This window comes from Thermoanaerobacter sp. A7A (genome assembly GCF_000445185.1).
Taxonomy (GTDB): domain Bacteria; phylum Bacillota; class Thermoanaerobacteria; order Thermoanaerobacterales; family Thermoanaerobacteraceae; genus Thermoanaerobacter.
The window spans coordinates 1-17,360 of sequence record NZ_AVAF01000098.1; the positions used below are offsets into that span (position 1 = coordinate 1).

16 protein-coding genes, 6 tRNA genes and 1 pseudogene are annotated in these 17,360 nt (G+C 36.1%); 3 read left to right on the forward strand and 20 right to left on the reverse strand.

The features are described 5' to 3' along the window. Positions 1 to 40: 40 nt before the first annotated feature. The 12 genes and pseudogenes from M663_RS0106600 to M663_RS0106665 form a co-directional block, all read right to left on the reverse strand. A complete protein-coding gene (locus M663_RS0106600) occupies positions 41 to 1,501 on the reverse strand; it encodes a proton-conducting transporter membrane subunit (RefSeq protein WP_042805196.1) in 1,461 nt (486 codons plus the stop codon). Then, a complete protein-coding gene (locus tag M663_RS0106605) occupies positions 1,498 to 1,875 on the reverse strand; it encodes a sodium:proton antiporter (protein ID WP_029688367.1) in 378 nt (125 codons plus the stop codon). Before M663_RS0106605 ends, M663_RS0106600 begins: the two co-directional genes overlap by 4 nt. Next, the gene (locus tag M663_RS0106610; protein WP_029688368.1) at positions 1,872 to 2,597 is read right to left on the reverse strand and encodes an MnhB domain-containing protein; all 726 of its coding nucleotides are present in this window, start codon (positions 2,595 to 2,597) and stop codon (positions 1,872 to 1,874) included. Before M663_RS0106610 ends, M663_RS0106605 begins: the two co-directional genes overlap by 4 nt. A gap of 1 nt (position 2,598) precedes the next feature. Beyond that, the gene (locus M663_RS0106615; RefSeq protein WP_003868485.1) at positions 2,599 to 2,850 is read right to left on the reverse strand and encodes a hydrogenase subunit MbhD domain-containing protein; all 252 of its coding nucleotides are present in this window, start codon (positions 2,848 to 2,850) and stop codon (positions 2,599 to 2,601) included. 1 nt (position 2,851) lies between these two features. Continuing rightward, entirely contained in the window at positions 2,852 to 3,169 is a 318-nt protein-coding gene (mnhG, locus tag M663_RS0106620) for a monovalent cation/H(+) antiporter subunit G (protein WP_003868484.1), read from the reverse strand. Between the two features lies 1 nt (position 3,170). Further along, positions 3,171 to 3,446, reverse strand: coding sequence for a monovalent cation/H+ antiporter complex subunit F (locus M663_RS0106625; protein ID WP_003868483.1), 276 nt, complete (start codon positions 3,444 to 3,446; stop codon positions 3,171 to 3,173). Beyond that, a complete protein-coding gene (locus tag M663_RS0106630; RefSeq protein ID WP_003868482.1) occupies positions 3,427 to 3,927 on the reverse strand; it encodes a Na+/H+ antiporter subunit E in 501 nt (166 codons plus the stop codon). Before M663_RS0106630 ends, M663_RS0106625 begins: the two co-directional genes overlap by 20 nt. Before the next feature lie 402 nt (positions 3,928 to 4,329). Next, a pseudogene (locus M663_RS14600) lies at positions 4,330 to 5,694 on the reverse strand (sodium:alanine symporter family protein). Positions 5,695 to 6,043: 349 nt separating this feature from the next. Then, the gene (locus tag M663_RS0106645; protein ID WP_029688369.1) at positions 6,044 to 7,684 is read right to left on the reverse strand and encodes a carbon starvation protein A; all 1,641 of its coding nucleotides are present in this window, start codon (positions 7,682 to 7,684) and stop codon (positions 6,044 to 6,046) included. An 18-nt stretch (positions 7,685 to 7,702) separates the two neighbouring features. After that, positions 7,703 to 8,215 (reverse strand): hypothetical protein, encoded by a 513-nt coding sequence (locus M663_RS0106650; protein ID WP_003868479.1) that lies wholly within the window; start codon positions 8,213 to 8,215, stop codon positions 7,703 to 7,705. Positions 8,216 to 8,558: 343 nt separating this feature from the next. Further along, a tRNA-Lys gene (locus tag M663_RS0106660) sits at positions 8,559 to 8,634 on the reverse strand. 3 nt (positions 8,635 to 8,637) lie between these two features. Beyond that, positions 8,638 to 8,723, reverse strand: a tRNA-Tyr gene (locus M663_RS0106665). 226 nt (positions 8,724 to 8,949) lie between these two features. Here M663_RS0106665 and M663_RS0106670 point away from each other — a divergent pair. Continuing rightward, a complete protein-coding gene (locus M663_RS0106670; protein ID WP_029688370.1) occupies positions 8,950 to 9,729 on the forward strand; it encodes an exodeoxyribonuclease III in 780 nt (259 codons plus the stop codon). A gap of 20 nt (positions 9,730 to 9,749) precedes the next feature. On the opposite strand, the gene M663_RS0106675 is transcribed toward M663_RS0106670, so the two are convergent. From M663_RS0106675 to M663_RS0106685, 3 genes are all read right to left on the reverse strand, one after another. Beyond that, complete coding sequence (locus tag M663_RS0106675; protein ID WP_273702654.1) at positions 9,750 to 10,238, reverse strand: ferritin family protein; 489 nt, start codon at positions 10,236 to 10,238, stop codon at positions 9,750 to 9,752. A gap of 67 nt (positions 10,239 to 10,305) precedes the next feature. Beyond that, positions 10,306 to 10,680 (reverse strand): class II SORL domain-containing protein, encoded by a 375-nt coding sequence (locus M663_RS0106680; RefSeq protein ID WP_029688372.1) that lies wholly within the window; start codon positions 10,678 to 10,680, stop codon positions 10,306 to 10,308. Between the two features lie 15 nt (positions 10,681 to 10,695). Further along, the gene (locus tag M663_RS0106685) at positions 10,696 to 11,190 is read right to left on the reverse strand and encodes a ferritin-like domain-containing protein (protein ID WP_029688373.1); all 495 of its coding nucleotides are present in this window, start codon (positions 11,188 to 11,190) and stop codon (positions 10,696 to 10,698) included. Between the two features lie 277 nt (positions 11,191 to 11,467). Here M663_RS0106685 and M663_RS0106690 point away from each other — a divergent pair, with 277 nt between their 5' ends. Then, positions 11,468 to 13,147, forward strand: coding sequence for a 2-oxoacid:acceptor oxidoreductase subunit alpha (locus M663_RS0106690; protein WP_029688374.1), 1,680 nt, complete (start codon positions 11,468 to 11,470; stop codon positions 13,145 to 13,147). Beyond that, a complete protein-coding gene (locus M663_RS0106695) occupies positions 13,144 to 13,992 on the forward strand; it encodes a 2-oxoacid:ferredoxin oxidoreductase subunit beta (RefSeq protein ID WP_029688375.1) in 849 nt (282 codons plus the stop codon). The genes M663_RS0106690 and M663_RS0106695 overlap by 4 nt, the downstream gene beginning before the upstream one ends. A 221-nt stretch (positions 13,993 to 14,213) precedes the next feature. Here M663_RS0106695 and M663_RS0106700 read toward each other — a convergent pair whose 3' ends face one another. The 5 genes from M663_RS0106700 to M663_RS0106720 all read right to left on the reverse strand — a co-directional run bounded on the left by M663_RS0106700 (position 14,214) and on the right by M663_RS0106720 (position 17,359). Beyond that, on the reverse strand, positions 14,214 to 16,826 hold the full coding sequence (locus M663_RS0106700; RefSeq protein WP_029688376.1) for a calcium-translocating P-type ATPase, SERCA-type: 2,613 nt from the start codon (positions 16,824 to 16,826) through the stop codon (positions 14,214 to 14,216). 168 nt (positions 16,827 to 16,994) lie between these two features. Beyond that, a tRNA-Thr gene (locus M663_RS0106705) sits at positions 16,995 to 17,069 on the reverse strand. 29 nt (positions 17,070 to 17,098) lie between these two features. Continuing rightward, positions 17,099 to 17,174, reverse strand: a tRNA-Phe gene (locus M663_RS0106710). 9 nt (positions 17,175 to 17,183) lie between these two features. Next, positions 17,184 to 17,260: transfer RNA gene (locus tag M663_RS0106715), tRNA-Asp, on the reverse strand. Between the two features lie 23 nt (positions 17,261 to 17,283). Further along, a tRNA-Ile gene (locus tag M663_RS0106720) sits at positions 17,284 to 17,359 on the reverse strand. Position 17,360 lies beyond the last annotated feature (1 nt).

Sequence of the window (17,360 nt, forward strand, 5' to 3'; positions counted from 1 at the left end):
TTCATTCTTCCTTATTTTTTATTCATTACAGGAATGCTCCTTAGAACATGTTCTGCAACAAATATTTTAACAAAAATTTAGGATAAATGCCTAAAAACATGATAACAAAAGTAAATATAAGAATGGAAATCAAACTACCGCCCTTTATCTTTTCAAATTCTAACTTTCTTTCAAAGGATTTATCGCCTGTAAAGGCCTTTACTATGATGGGAAAATAATAACTTAATGTCAAAAGGGCAGATAATATTATAAAAATTAATTGTAAAGGCCTTCCCGATTCTATAGCGGCCATAGCCAAGTGCCACTTTGATAAAAATCCCAAGGTAAAAGGCATCCCCACCAAAGACATGGCACATACAGAAAAGCAAAGAGCTGTCAGCGGCAATTTGTCACTGATTTTTTCTAGTCCTTTTATATCTCTTGTGCCAGTGAATTTGACCATCCAGCCTGCAGCTAAAAACAAACCGCTTTTGGCAAGGGCATGGTTTAATACCTGTAACAATGCTCCTTCAAATCCGTACTGATTATTAAAGCCGAGACCTAAAAAAACATAGCCCATTTGAGATATACTTGAATAAGCTAACCTTCTTTTTATATCGTTTTGAAATCCCGCCAAAACAGCCCCAGAAAATACACCAACATTGCCTAATACTAAAAGGACCTCCAACAAAATTGAAGTGTAGGTACACATTAGACCAAAAACATCGTTTAGCAGGCGTATTATGGCGAAAACATAAACTTTTGTAACTAATCCGGACAATAGAGCGCTTGATGTTGTAGGGGCGGCAGAGTAGGCATCGGGGAGCCATATGTGCAAAGGAAAGAGAGCAGATTTCAAGCTAAATCCTGATATTATAAGTACTAAAGATCCAGATATAATCTTCGGAAATACATCCTTAGATTCTAGCAAAACAGATTTTAATGTATCGTAGTGTAAATAACCACCTATATTGTATATGAGGATCAGGCCAAGTAATATAGAGGTAGATGCTATAGAGCTCAATATAAAATATTTAAGAGCAGCTTCCACCGCTTTCTTTTCATTTTTTATAGATATAATTCCACAAGCAGCAATTGTTGTAATTTCTACAAAAACATATAAATTAAAGAGGTCCCTGGTAAAGATTATGCCCAGCATAGCGCCAATTAAAATTGAAACTAGCATAAAATAATATGCTGCCTTTTCTTCTCCTATCTCGTACTTAAACGACTCAAAGCTAACAAGAATTAATAAGGCGCAGCTCAAAAAAAGAGTAGCCATAAAGACCGAAAGTTTATCCGCATAAAGTTCTATACCTATCGGAGGGATCCATCCTCCTATCCAGTACCTAATAGGCCCCATCGATTCGACGTAAAAAAATGTTTTACCTGTTAGAAAAAGCAACAAAGAATATAAAGCAAGACTGAATATGTATAGGCTGCGAAATTTTTTCTTTAACAGAGGAGTTAAAAAAGCATGGCTGAAAAGGGATATTATTAATACAATTGGAATGTGATTCATAGCCATTTCCACCCGGACTTATAAATATTATCAATATCTATAGAACCGTAAAAATCGTGAATCTTAGTAATGAGCGTAAGAGCATATGCAGTCTTACTTACTGCAATTACGATTCCTGTTAATACAAAAGCTGTGGTTAATGGGTTTACATAAACTGTAGGCCCTGGTGTTGATGTTGACATAATTGGTACCTTTCCGTCCTTGATATAGCCAGAAGCCACTATAAATAGAAAAACAGAGGTATCCATAATGTTCATACCAATAACTTTTTTGATTAAATTGGGGCTTGCAAGTATTATATAGAACCCTATGCAAAAAAGAACAAACGCCGCTAAATAATAATAATTATTTAAAATTCCGTATAATACCTTCACCTTTCGACCTCCTCAAGAGCAATAAAGGAAAAGAGTATATATATAGTTCCAAACACTTTTATGGCCACCGCTGCGTTTAATAAAAAAATTGAACCTCCGCTAAAAACGCTGCCAGCAACCCCCGTTGGAATCCCTGCAATTTTGTTTGAGAGAAATTGATATCCTGCTAAAACCGAGAAAAGGCCTACTGTAATGTACCACAGCATTGAAAGGCTTTCAATCATTGAAGCCCGGTAATAATCAAGAAAATACTCACAATATTTTTTTCCGTAGCTGAGCATTATTAAAATAAAACCAGCTGCAATGACAACCCCTCCGGAGAAAGCTCCTCCAGGTGAAATATGACCATAAAGAGTTATGTAGATACCGTAAACAAATATAAATGGAAATATTAATTTGCTTACGGTTTTAAGATAAGTGCTTTCAGTATGTCTAAAGTAATATTTTTTTTCGTTTTTTAACATCACAGATACCGCCAGCACAGACGTATAAAGCACAGTGGCTTCACCGAGTGTATCAAAACCTCTGTAATCATAAAGGATTGCAGCAATTGAGCTTAAAACCCCAGTATCGTCTAATACATCGTCGACATATTTTTTTACAACATAGTTATTTAGATAAGAAGTATTTTCTCCACTACCGAAAGGTGGTAATTCCGAATTTACAAAAAGCAAAAGTATAAAAAGCGATACAGAAATAATAAAATAAATATATTTTTTCATATCAATCCCACCGACCACCCATTCTCTTAATTGCAATGACGAACAAAATGGTTGTTATCCCAGCTCCAACGGCTGCTTCTGTAATCGCCAGGTCAGGGGCTTTCAATTCGAGCCAAACAATGGCCATCACGAAACTGTAAATTGAAAATATAACTACAGCTGAGATTATTTCTTTTTTAATGTATACTACCAAGGAGCAGAGAATCAATATCACCAGCAGAAGAAGATTAAAAGCTTCCTCCAACCATCGCATTCTACTTTTCTCCTTCCTCGATGACAAATTTCCCCTGAACAGTCGGCAGCTTATTAATGTACGCTGCTTTCGAAACCAAATGTGCAGCTACTGGATTTGCTATCCAAATCAAAACAACTATAAAAAGGAGTTTCAGGGATTCGATAGAAATACCGTACATCATCGTCAGCGAAAGAGCAACAAGGCCTAAACCTAGGGTATCACATATCGTAGCTGCATGAAGCCGGGAATACAAATCGGGAAGGCGTACTACCCCTACTGTTGAAACAACGAAGAAAAATATTCCCATGTAAAAGGTTATATAAGATAATATCACCATATTAATCACCCTGCTTATGATAACCATCAAAAAATTTGGAAACTGCAATAGCTGCGATAAAGTTTATCAAAGCATATACTACAGCTACGTCAAGAAAAACAGGTTTATTCCTAATATAAGATAAAATAAAAATAAGAGCTACCGTCTTTGTATTGACTATATTTGTTATTACGACTTTTTCAAGAACTCCCTTTCTATTTATGCTGGCCAAAATAGATATTATTATTGTAATACATAGGATTATGCCCCCTAGAGTCTTAAGTATTTCCATTTCCATAAAAAACATCCTCCAACTCCAAAATAACTTTTTCCAGGGGCCATTCCAGCATTTCTTCAGCATTTTGGGAATTTAAAGCATGTATTATAAAAGTATCGTTATAAAAATCTATTGTCAATGTGCCCGGAGTCAACGTTATTGTTGTAGCAGCTATAACCCTTCCAAAATTGGTCTTAAATTTTTTCCGAACTTTTATAATCCTCGGTGAAATCTTCATTTCTCTCGACAGGACAATCCTCGTTACCTGAATTCCTGCCATTAAAATATTTTTTATCAAGTTTACTATATAATTAAAGAATGAGAGAAGAAATTTTATAAGATTTATTTCCTTCATCTTTGAAATATAAAAGAATTTTTTATAAACTTCCATTGCAAAAATACTTGCCAAAAACCCTAAAGATAGATTTATGAAATCTGTTTTTCCAGACGAAGCAAACCAAAAAATGAAAAGAACAGTATAAAAATATATGAGATTCGTCATATTATCATTACCTCAAATATAAATTTTATAGCTTAAGAATATTATACCAATAAAAATGGTATCATAAATAAAAGAACATATCAAGTATTTTTAGGTTTTTTATTCAATAAGACCTCTCCTTCTACAACCCCAGGGATGGAAATATATAATTACATATATTTCTTTTAAAATAGCTTCCTTTAGTGATTTGACATTGGCCATTCTCCTCTTTTCCGCTGTCGGAAAAAACGACAAATCCCACAACACTGAACAACAGCACCACCCGTAATGTAAATAATGAAATAATGTATAGAAGCATTATACTCAAATAATTCCAAAAAAACAATACCCGCCTTAGTCCCCTCTCTTAGAAAGAAATTTCAGGGCGGGAAAATAATATCCTTCTTGCTACGTAAAGACGAGTTACGCGCCCTCTTTTTTAAAAAACTCCCTTGTTAATTTAAAGACTGTTCCGCTCAAACCTATAAGACCAATGAGGTTCGGTACCGCCATAAGGCCGTTTAAAGTATCCGCCAGGTCCCACAGTGGTTCAAGTCCACCCACTGCACCTATTACCACAAAAGGTATCCATATAATTCTGTATATAATCTTTACGCCTACGCCGAAAAGGTACTCGGCAGACTTTTCTCCGTACTAGGACCAGCTGAGCAAGGTTGAAAACGCGAAAAGCAGTATACCTATAGCCACTATAATGCCGCCCGGTCCTGGGAGCCCCTTGTTAAACGCTGCGGTGGTCAACGCAGCGCCTGTAAGCTGCTTGCCAGCCGCATCCACCTCGGCCCATACACCAGTGGTGAGTATTGCAAGGGCAGTTAGCGAGCATATAACGATGGTATCCATGAAAACCTCGAAAATTCCCCACAGACCCTGGCGGACCGGATGGTCAGTGGTAGCCGCAGCATGGGCTATGGGAGCGCTACCCAAACCGGCTTCGTTAGAAAAAATACCCCTGGCCACACCATAGCGCATCCCCATCATAACTGTAGCGCCGGCAAATCCACCAGCGGCAGCCGATCCCGTGAAGGCCTGATTTATTATCATACCGATGGCTGAGGGTAGTTTTGATATATTCAATAAAATTATTATTAGAGCTCCAATAATATAAAACACAGCCATAAAGGGCACCAGTTTTTCAGTAACTGCAGCTAGCCTCTTTAAACCTCCAAGGATTACAAGGGCGGTCAATATTGCAAGGGCTACACCGGTATATAACTTCGGGACCCCGAAAGTCGTTTCAAGAGAAGCAGCTACCGAATTGGCCTGAACCATATTGCCTATACCAAAAGCAGCTAGTGCACCGAACAGGGCAAAAAGCACCGCTAGCCATTTCTGTTTAAGCCCCTTCTCCAGATAATACATAGGCCCACCGGCAAAACTTCCGTCGGGTTTTCTGTCTCTAAAATGAACCGCCAGCACGACTTCACTGAATTTGGTTGCCATGCCGACGAGAGCAGCGATGAGCATCCAAAAAATAGCTCCCGGTCCGCCAAGTGCAATAGCCGTAGCGACACCCGCGATATTGCCGGTTCCAACCGTCGCCGCCAGAGCCGTTGCCAGAGCCTGAAAGGGAGTTATTTCTCCTTCTCCCTTCTGGGACTTTTCAAACATTTTAAACAACGTGTTTTTCATTACATAAGGGAATTTTCTAATCTGTATGAATCCCAGACCTATGGTAAGTATAAGGCCCGTTCCAACGATAAGAATAAGCATAGGTGGACCCCATACTATACCATTGACAGTACTATTGATTTCCAATAATTTGTCCATAATATAACCCCTCTAAACACTCAATTTTTATAAATTTCTTAATTATATACAAAATTTAACCTAATATACCCTCTTTCAAAATACATTCATTAGAGATTACAAAACCCCAAAATCCTCACAAATTAAGGGGTTCTGCTATGTATTTTTAAAGGAATTCCTCCTTTTTGTCGAATTCTTATAATGGAGGAAATCCTTTGAAAACAAAGCTAAACAATTAACGTCCAATTACGATGGACACCCTTGCCTTTGGTTAATGGTTCCCACCGCCATGGCATAGCGGACTTTCACCGCCTAGCTATCGCCCATGCCGGGCGCACTTAAAAAGCCTGCCCTGCGGCAGGCTTTTTATCTATTTTGCTACCCCTTCTCTTCTGTTCTTTCCTGTAAGCACTCCATATGTTTGAAGTATTAATAGTATAGCCAGGATAAACAGCAGGACGGCAAATAACACCAGTATATAGTTACCAGAAGCAATATTAGATTGAATCAGAAGTACAAGGGCTGTCAAAGTAACTATAAACATAAATATCATAGGGATAATGAGCATTTTATTGTTCCTACCTGCATTGGCAAGCCATGCAGCCACTGCCAGCAGTGCTACCGCTGCGAGGAGCTGGTTAGCCGCACCAAATATAGGCCATATAGCCTTCCAGCTTGTAAATGCAAGTACAATAGAAATAACCACAGTGATTACAGATGCCACATACCTGTCACTAAAGAATTTAGCCACAGGGTTAGAAGATGCCACTGTCTCTCCAGACTCCGATATATTTTCAAAAAACTCCTGGAAGGCAAACCTGCCGAGCCTTGTGGCTGTATCCAGCGTGGTCATGGCAAATGCAGACACAGCAAGGGCAGCAAAGGTCTTTCCTACAACCTGATTTATACCAAAGCTGGTCATGAATGTACCTAATCCATCAGCAAACACATTGGTTGGACCAAACTTAATAAGCTCTGCAAACTTATCTTGAGTAAGATACGCTGCGGTAATTATAGAAATTATGGCTAAGGTGCTCTCTATAAGCATAGAGCCATAGCCTATTAACTTAGCATCCCCTTCTTTGTCCAGCTGTTTTGCTGTGGTGCCGGAGGCCACCAGTGAGTGGAAACCGGATATGGCACCGCATGCTATGGTAATGAACAGCATCGGGAAGAGATACTGCGTACCAACCTTAAAGCTTGTAAACGCTGGAAGTTGAATCCTCGGGTTATAAAGCAGTATACCAACAACACCGCCAATCATCATTCCATAGAGAAGGAAAGAGTTCAAGTAATCCCTTGGCTGCAGGAGTATCCATACAGGCATAACTGATGCAGCTACTATATACACGGCAAGGATGATTATCCATGTGGTCTTAGGCAATGATAACGGGGCTATATAACCTATCCATATAGATAACGCCAAAGCCGCCACACCCAACACGGTACTCAAGCCAAGTGGTGCATTCCTTCTGCATACAGCAAATCCAAATACCACGGCAAATAGTATAAAAAGCAGTGAAGCAGTGGCTGCCTGGGGTGTAGAGACAAAAGTATCAGCCACTATGTTTGTAAAGGCTGCAACTATGAGTACCAGTGTCGACCAGGAAAACAAAAGAAACAACCTCTTTGCTGTCAAGCCAACATTTGCTTGTATGATATCACCTATGGACTTGCCCTTATGCCTCAATGATGCAAGAAGTGAACCAAAATCATGGGCTCCACCTAGGAATATACCGCCTAAAAGAATCCAGAGTGTTGCTGGTACCCATCCAAATATAGCGGCTTGTATAGGTCCGTTTATAGGACCGGCACCGGCTATGGATGCAAAGTGATGGCCCAGAAGGACAGGTGCCTTTGCAGGGACATAGTCCACGCCATCATACATGGTGTGTGCAGGGGTATTATTGTCTGGCTGCAAACCCCACTGTTTTGCAAGCCAGCCTCCGTAAAAGATATAAGCAAGTACAAAAAGAATAATAGCACTTATCAGTAAAATTATTGCACTCATTTAAATGTTACCTCCCTTTTATTTATAATTGGGCTTTGGCATAGGAATCATAAAATCCTTTATCACCTCTCTTCCCTTCCTGTTTGCCACCACCCTATTGGAAGCAATGTCAACGCCTACAAGTCTTATTTCTCCCCAGCCTTTTATTCCAAATGTGAAGTATCTTGTATACCTGTAATCTTTAATAAATTTCTCCACATTCCTGTTAATGCCTCTATCAGTTACCATTACTCCGGTCAATATGGTGCACATATGCTCCGTATGAGGTTTAATGAGGACTTCAACCTGCTCTTTCAACCATGTGCCAAACTCTGCTGCATCATCAAGTTTTAGATTTTCATAATATTTCACGAGCCTATACTCATGGGTCTCGTATGCATCCAGCACATCTATCAAAAAGTACCTCTCATTCCTCATATGAAACTCTGCATATATATCCAGAAATCTACCGTTTAATTCATAGTCTCTATACACGTCATAGTAAACACTATGTTTCTTTTCCAATAAATCTAAATATTCTTCCTTAACCATTTATATGCACCCCGCAAGATTATTATCTTCTTTATGTATATAGTCTACATAGTTATAGAAATTCCTTCATTATTTTAAAATAAAATTCGGTTTAACCTATTGTCCCTATAGCAAAATCACTTCTCTTTCTTTTTTTTATTAAAACTTTTTTATAAAATGTAATCGTATTTAAAGCTCTAATATCCATATTTTAAAACCTAATCATGATAAACCGTAATATCAATTGCTGCATGGTTACGTTATTATTATAGCACATATTCCGATAGTGTCAAGATACTTTTAGGATAATTTTACACTATGATAAAAAACAGCTATCTAAAAAGATAACTGTTTTTCTCATGACTGGTGACCCATCCGCGACTCGAACGCGGGACACCCTGCTTAAAAGGCAGGTGCTCTACCTCCTGAGCTAATGGGTCATATGGTGGAGGGAGATGGATTCGAACCATCGAAGGCGATAGCCAACAGATTTACAGTCTGCCCCCTTTGGCCACTTGGGTATCCCTCCACATTTTTAAGACAATAAAAAGTTTTACTCTAAAACTTTAAGAAAAACCACGTAGCTTATTTTATCATATAGAGCCCTATTTGTAAAGGGCTTTTATGCAGTTATTTTTGTGTAAAAATATGTAAACAATTTTGGAATTTGATTTATTTTTGTTTTTCTATATAATGAAGATAGTAATCCCATAGTTTTTAATACATAGCAACTCAAAAATATTGGAGGTAAAAATATGAAATTTGTTTCATGGAATGTAAATGGCTTACGGGCCTGCTTGCAAAAAGGGTTTATGGATTATTTCAAAAAAGTAAATGCTGATATTTTTTGTATACAAGAAACCAAATTACAGCCCCATCAGACAGACCTTGAAGAACTTAATTTAGAAGGTTATTCCGCTTTTTGGAACTTTGCTGAAAAGAAGGCTTATTCAGGAACTGCTGTATTCACAAAATATAAACCTTTATCCGTTAACTACGGAATAGGCATTCCTCAACATGACAACGAAGGAAGAGTTATAACGTTAGAATATGAAAAATTTTACTTAGTAAATACCTATACTCCTAATTCTCAAAGAGGATTGACAAGACTTTCTTACAGAATGGAATGGGAAGAAGACTTTCGAAATTATTTGCTAAAATTAGATTCCGTAAAACCTATAATTTTATGTGGAGATTTAAATGTAGCCCATAAAGAAATAGATATAAAAAATCCATCTGCTAATAGAAGAAATGCAGGTTTTACAGATGAAGAGAGAGAAAAAATTACAATTTTGTTAAATTCTGGATTCATTGATGCTTTTAGATATTTTTACCCAGATAAAAAAGATGTCTATACATGGTGGTCCTATATGCATAACGCAAGAGAAAAAAATATAGGTTGGAGAATTGACTATTTCATTATTTCAGAAAGGTTAAAAGATTATTTGATTGATGCAGAAATTCATTCAGAAGTATTAGGAAGTGATCATTGCCCTGTTGTTTTATTCTTAAAAGATGAACTCATAAAAAATTAATAAACCCCAGCTGGGGTTTATTAATACTTATCCTTCCTTATGCCAAATTCTGCTGATTCTACCCATTCCTCTGCCTTTCTTACATGGTCAACTAGATTCTCAAAAATCTCTTTATGACGATTTTCTTCTCTTATTAAAAATTCAAAAAGTCTTTTTTCCAAATCATCTTTTGCTTCTTTTAACATTTTTTCATATAAATCTATACTTTCATTTTCTATCTTTAAGGCGAATTGATATATTTCAAGTTGTTCAGGTTTAAATCTTACATTACTTTTAACTTCATCTTTATTTTTAAACACATTAGTAAATTTCTTTATTATTTCACTTTCCTTTAAGTCGAATATATTCTTTTTAGCCCAATTTTCAATTATTTCTGCATGTTTTTTCTCATCATTAGCTAAATCTAAAAATAAATTTTCCAATTCATTCCCTTTATTCTTTTGTGCTTGTTCTTTGTAATATTTTTCACCATCTTTCTCCATCTGAATTGCAAATTCTACATTTGTCACTTTTAATCACCCTTTCGAAATAATATCAAAGGGCTTTCATTTTTTATGATGAAAGCCCAATAATTTATTATTCAACCTCTACTTTTTTGCTGTTTTCCCATAGACCATGTATATTGCAATAACTTGTAGCATAAATTGTCCCTGATTTTTCAACTTTAAACTTTATAGTTATATCAGGCTCTGTAAAAACACCGTATTCTCCATGGCTATTCATCACATAATTACCTATTTCAACAGGGAATTTATCTCCTTCTCCATGGAAATAAACCTTCATCCATTTAATATGGTGCTCTAATGTATTTGGATGAGGAATCTCTTCTCCAATATTAACTCTTAGTTCTACTATTTCTCCTTTTTTTACTTTGTCTTTTATATGTATTACAGGTACATGCTTTTCACCTTTCCAGTCTCCACTTTGATATAATTCACCAAATTTACCCATATTAAACCCTCCTAATCATTTTTTATGAAACATTTCCATGTTTTCCTGGAGTGTCTCTAAATCTTCTTCATGCTCAATTTCATCTTCTAATATTTCTAATATTAAATGATAAGTTACAGGATCAACATCTTTTAATTCTGAAAGCATTTTATTATAAACTTCAATAGCACATTGCTCACCTTTAATATTTTGTTCTAACAATACTTTCACATCCGGATTGTCTGGCACATCATATCCACAATTGGTCAGTTTGTACCAATCTTCAGGCTTTACTATAGGAGTTCCCCCTAATTTGATAATGCGCTCAGCTATTTTTTCTGCGTGTTCTAATTCTTCACCTGCATGTTCTGCCAATTCAGCTGCTACAACTCCCCCCATAGGCCCTCTGACAATTTTGGCCCCTATCCAATATTGATAGTATGCTAACCACTCATCAGCAAAAGCTTTATTTAGAGACTCAATAATTCTGTCTACATCTTTCCCCACTATTTCTCTTCCTTTTGTCCCCATGGATATCTCCTCCTAAACTTTATTATTTACAACTTATCTTATTTCGCGGATATTAGCTACGTTACTAACTGTATTAAAATCTTATTTTGTACTTTAATCCAACATTTTATTTTACTTCGTCTTTAGTTTCATTATACCATAGAATTATCAAAAAGCAAAAAACTTTTATAAATTTTTATTCGACAAAATATTACAAAACAATGATTTCTTTTTGAAAAATAGTTATGATATAATAATATAAAATGTTATTTAATAATAACTTAAGGAGAGGTGAAAAATGGATTACACAATTTTAATTGGTGGGGAAGCAGGACAAGGCATTGACACAACTGCAAATCTTCTAGCAAAGATTTTGAAAAGACACGGCTTTTATGTCTTTTCCAATAGCGATTACATGTCTAGAATTAGAGGTGGACATAATTTCATACAAATAAGATTTTCAGATATTCCTTTACATTCTCACATTTCAAAAAATGATATAATACTTGCGTTAAATAAAGAAACTATTGAAATCCATCGTAAAAATCTTTCTAAAACTGGTGTTATAATATGTGACAAAGAAATTCCTCTAAATGTTATAGAAGGAAGAATATTGGCACTTCCTCTTTTAGAAACTGCAAAAGAACTAAAAAATCAAAAAGTATTTACAACCGTTGGATTGGGTGTTATTCTTAAATATTTCTCTTTGGATTTTTATATAGGAGAAAAAGCAATAAAAGAAGAATTTAATAAAGATATAGCAGAACTGAATTTACAAGCTCTAAAAAAAGGCTATGACCTTATTGATACAGAAATTTCTTTAAAGACATCAGAAGATAAAAATATACTAATAAATGGTAATCAAGCTGTGGCCTTGGGCGCAATTGCTGCTGGATGTAAATTTTACTGTGGATATCCCATGACTCCTTCTACTGGGATACTTTCTTTTATGTCCTATCACTCCAATGAAATGGGCATAGCAGTAGAGCAAGTGGAAGATGAAATAGCAGCTCTTAATATGGCATTAGGTGCTTCCTATGCTGGTGTTAGAGCTATGACAGGTTCCTCAGGTGGTGGTTTTGCGCTAATGGTAGAAGCACTTAGTCTAGCTGGAATGATTGAAGTCCCTGTGGTAGTTATTGACGTGCAAAGGCCTGCACCTGCTACAGGATTTCCCACTAGGACTGAGCAGGCTGACCTGCAGTTTGTAATATATGCAGGACATGGTGAATTTGCAAGAATGGTAATCGCTTTAAGAGATGTAGAGGATGCTTTTTACCAAACAGCAAGAGCCTTTAATATAGCCGAAAAATATCAGATTCCTGTTTTACTTTTAAGTGATCAGCATTTAGCAGATAGCTTGAAAACTGTAGAGCCCTTTGATTTTGATAGAATTTTCATAGAAAGACATATATCTGGAGAAGAAGCCATTACAGAGGAAGAATATAAAAGATATAAAATAACGCCAACGGGTGTATCTCCCCGCATATTGCCTGGAAAAATACCCGGACAAGTCGTTTTAGTAGATAGCGATGAACACGACGAATGGGGCCACATAACAGAAAGTGCTGAAATAAGAAAAGCCATGGTAGAAAAAAGACTGAGAAAATTTGAATATCTAAAAGAAGAAATACAGGAACCCTGGTTTATAGGGAAAGAAAATCCTGAAAACCTGGTAATAGGTTGGGGTTCAACTTATGGTGCGATAAAAGAAGCTGTTGAGAATCTGGTTGATGAAGGATTGTCAGTAGGAGCCTTAATATTTGGCGATATATGGCCTTTGCCGACACAAAGACTTTTAGAGCTAAGTAAAAATGCTAAAAAAATAATAGATATAGAACAAAATGCCACTGGACAATTAGAAAAACTTATACGGCAAGAAGTTTTAATAAAAGCTACCCATAAAATTTTAAAATACGATGGAAGACCTTTTAGCAGTGATGAAGTATATCGCAAACTTAAGGAGGTTTTAGTATGAAGTATGAATACAAGCTTTATGAGCCTTCATGGTGCCCTGGTTGTGGGAATTACATGATAAGAACAGCTCTAAAACAGGCATTAGAAGAACTAAACCTAAATCCTCATGAAGTAGTTTTAGTAACGGGTATAGGTCAAGGTGCAAAGATGCCCCATTACATAAAAATAAATGGTTTTAATGGCTTGCATGGACGTGCTGTTCCTCCTGCTATTGGTATAAAATTGGCTAATAAAAATTTAAAAGTAATTGTAGAATCCGGTGATGGTGATACATATGGAGAAGGTGGCAACCATTTTATACATGCGATAAGGCGAAACATTGATATTGCTCACTTTGTCCATAATAATCAAATTTATGGTTTAACCAAGGGTCAAGCCTCCCCTACTACCGCTAAAGGTCAAAAAACTACTCTGCAATTTGACGGGGTAAAGCTAGAACCTTTAAATCCTCTAGCTTTAGCTTTGACTATGGGAGCAGGATTTATAGCAAGGGGTTTCTCTGGAGATATCCCTCATCTTGTAAATCTAATGAAAGAGGCAATATTATATAAAGGCTATGCTCTTGTAGATATACTTCAACCTTGTGTTGTCTGGAATAAAGTTAATACTTTTGCTTGGTATAAAGAAAGAGTATATCATCTACCAGAAGATTACGACTACACAAATAAAGAAGAAGCCCTTAAAAAAGCAATGGAATTTGGAAATAAAATCCCAATAGGTATAATTTACAAAGTCGAAAAAGAAACTTATGAAGAAAAATTTGATTTTATAAAAAACGGTCCTCCTTTAGTGGATGTAGAGCTTAATCCGAAAAATACGGAAAAATTAATTAAAGAATTTGTTTGATTTATATTTCAAAAAATAGGGACAGCTCATATTAATTTTTTACTAGCTGTCCCTGTTTTTATTTATTGAGATTTATTTATCACAAAATTAATTTAAAACATCTAAGATTGCTATAGTACATTCATCTCTCTTTTTCTAACACCTCTGCTGTCAAATTATTATTTCATCAAAAAACGCTACTACTATTCCAAAAGCCACAAAAGCTTCTACTGTTGCTTCAATCAATACTGCTTTTTAAAAAATTTAACTACTTCCATTACTAAAAGAGGTAGAATTGACATTGCAATAATTATATCCCAGTCATAAACATTAATATTCTTAAATCCAAATATAGTGTTTAAAGGAGTTACAATTAGAATAACCTGTAACAAAATTGCCACTATCAAAGCAAAAATCATGTATTTGTTTGTAAATAATCCTACCTTAAAAAGGGACTTGTCCGACCTTACATTTAAAGCTTGAGCAAGCTGCGATAATGTCAACACCGCAAAAGCCATTGTTCTTGCAGTCTCTATATTTTGCTTAAGTCCTATTATAAAAGCAATTAATGTTGTAAGTCCAATTAACATACCTTCAAGCGGTATTCTATAGGCCAACCCTCCTGCAAAAATGCTTTCGCTTTTTTGTCTGGGTTTTTTCTCCATTATATCATTTTCTGGCGGTTCAAATCCAAGAGCAAGAGCTGGCAGACTATCAGTTATAAGGTTCACCCATAGTATATGTATGGGTTTTAAAGGCATTGGCATGCCTAATATTGTAGCAATAAATAGTACAACTATTTCACCTAAATTACAGGTTAATAAGTAATGGATAGCTTTTTTTATGTTTGCAAATATAGTCCTGCCTTCTTTTATTGCTGCAACTATTGTCGCAAAATTGTCATCAGTTAAAACCATATCTGCTGCTTCTTTTGCCACATCGGTACCAGTTATACCCATTGCAACTCCAATATCCGCCTGTTTAAGGGCAGGTGCATCATTTACACCATCGCCTGTCATTGCTACCACAGCACCATTTCTTTGCCACGCTTTTACAATTCTCATCTTGTGCTCAGGAGATACCCTTGCAAAAACAGATATTCTTTTTATCCTTTCCTTTAATTCTTCATCAGAGATTCTGTCAAGGTCTTCGCCTGTTACTGCTTCATCATTATCCTCTAGAATTCCAAGCTCTCGTGCTATCGCAGAAGCCGTTATCTTGTGATCACCCGTTATCATAACAGGTTTTATTCCTGCTTTTTTACATACTTCAACTGAATGTTTGGCCTCCATACGTGGTGGATCTATCATGCCTATAAGCCCTATAAATATCAAATCTTTTTCCATTTCATCGCTGCTTAAATTTTTAGGTATTTCTTTGATATCTTTATAAGCAACTGCAATAACTCTTAAAGCTTCTTTTCCCATTTCTTCGTTAATAGAACTTAACCCATTCTTTTCTCTTTCATCAAAGGGTAAAATCTTATTGTCTTTCAAAATATACTTACACCTTTTTGAAATATTGTCAGGTGCTCCTTTGGTAATTAATTTAAAGTCCTCTTTATCCATAATATGTATTGTTGACATCATTTTTCTATCTGAATCAAAGGGTATTTCCGCAATTCTTGGAAATTCTTTTTCTATATCGGCTTTTTTTAGGCCTACCACATCATTTAGCAGGTTAACAATCGCAACTTCCGTAGGATCGCCAATCCCTTTTCCTTCCTCATCTATAAAAGCATCAGTACATAATGCAGCATTTTTTAAAAGGAAATAGTCCTCCTGTTTTACTTCATCTTCTTTAACATCCACTTTTCTATCGTTAATATAAAGCTTCACAACTGTCATCTTATTCTGTGTAAGGGTTCCTGTTTTGTCAGAACAAATAACACTTGTACTGCCAAGCGTTTCTACAGCCGGAAGTTTCCTTATTATCGCATTTTTCTTAATCATCTTTTGCACGCCAAGTGCAAGCGTAACAGTTATAATAGCAGGAAGTCCCTCAGGAATCGCTGCAACAGCAAGGCTTACAGCCATCATAAACATATCAAATGCTGGTCTTTTTTGAAGTACTCCTATTGCAAATATTATTGCGCTTATGAGTATGGCAGCTGTTCCTAAATATTTGCTCAATTCTTCAAGTTTTAATTGAAGTGGCGTTTTGACATTCCTTTCGTTTTCAATGAGACCGGCTACTTTCCCCATTTCGGTATCCATACCTGTAGCAATTACAATAAATTTACCTCTGCCGTAAGTAACCGTAGTACCCATGTACACTAAATTAACCCTATCTCCTAAAGGTATATTTTCATTTTCTATTACAGTATCAACTTTGTCAACAGGTACTGATTCACCAGTTAATACTGATTCATCTACTTTAAGGTTTTTAGCCTCCACCAATCTTCCATCTGCAGGTATGATATTCCCTGCTTCTATTAATACTACGTCTCCTATTACAAGAGAAGATGCTTCAACTTCCATTACTTTCCTATCTCTTATTACTTTTGCAAGAGGTTGAGACAATTTCTTAAGAGCTTCAAGAGACTTCTCAGCTTTGTTTTCCTGAATTGTTCCTAATAATGCATTTAAAATTACAACAACTAATATTATACTTGCATCTATTGTCTCTCCAAGAAAAAAAGATATAATTGAAGCAATAATAAGAATTAACACCATATAATCTTTAAACTGTTCAAGAAATAATGAAAATATTGATTTCTTTTTCTTTTCTTTTAAAATATTTTTACCATATTTAAATAACCTTTCATTAGCTTGCTCTTGTGTCAATCCATTTTTATCATCAGTTTCTAACTCTTTTTTTATCTCTTCTACATCCATATTCCAATATCTTTTCATTAGTAGCCCTCCTTTAAAAATTTTTGCAAAATAAAATAGACCTTTACTTTGTAGTATCCCACAAAGTAAAGGTCTCACTCGCATTTTTTGCTCAATCAGCCGGGCAAAGCCGTCATGACGACTGATTGATTCAGAGTTACTCCCCTTTACTCTATCTAATTAATGAACTGGAGCTGGCAGTGGGATTCGAACCCACGACCTGTTGATTACGAATCAACTGCTCTGCCACTGAGCTACGCCAGCAATAGCTAAAACCTCCATAAAAAAAATTATGGTGCCTCGAAGTGGAATCGAACCACTGACACAGGGATTTTCAGTCCCTTGCTCTACCTACTGAGCTATCGAGGCATAACATAATGGCGACCCAAAAGGGACTTGAACCCTCGACCTCCAGCGTGACAGGCTGGCGCTCTAACCAACTGAGCTATTGGGCCGCATTATTATTTAATTTTTTAAATGGTGGGCCCTCAGGGATTTGAACCCCGGACCAATCGGTTATGAGCCGACCGCTCTGCCAGCTGAGCTAAAGGCCCA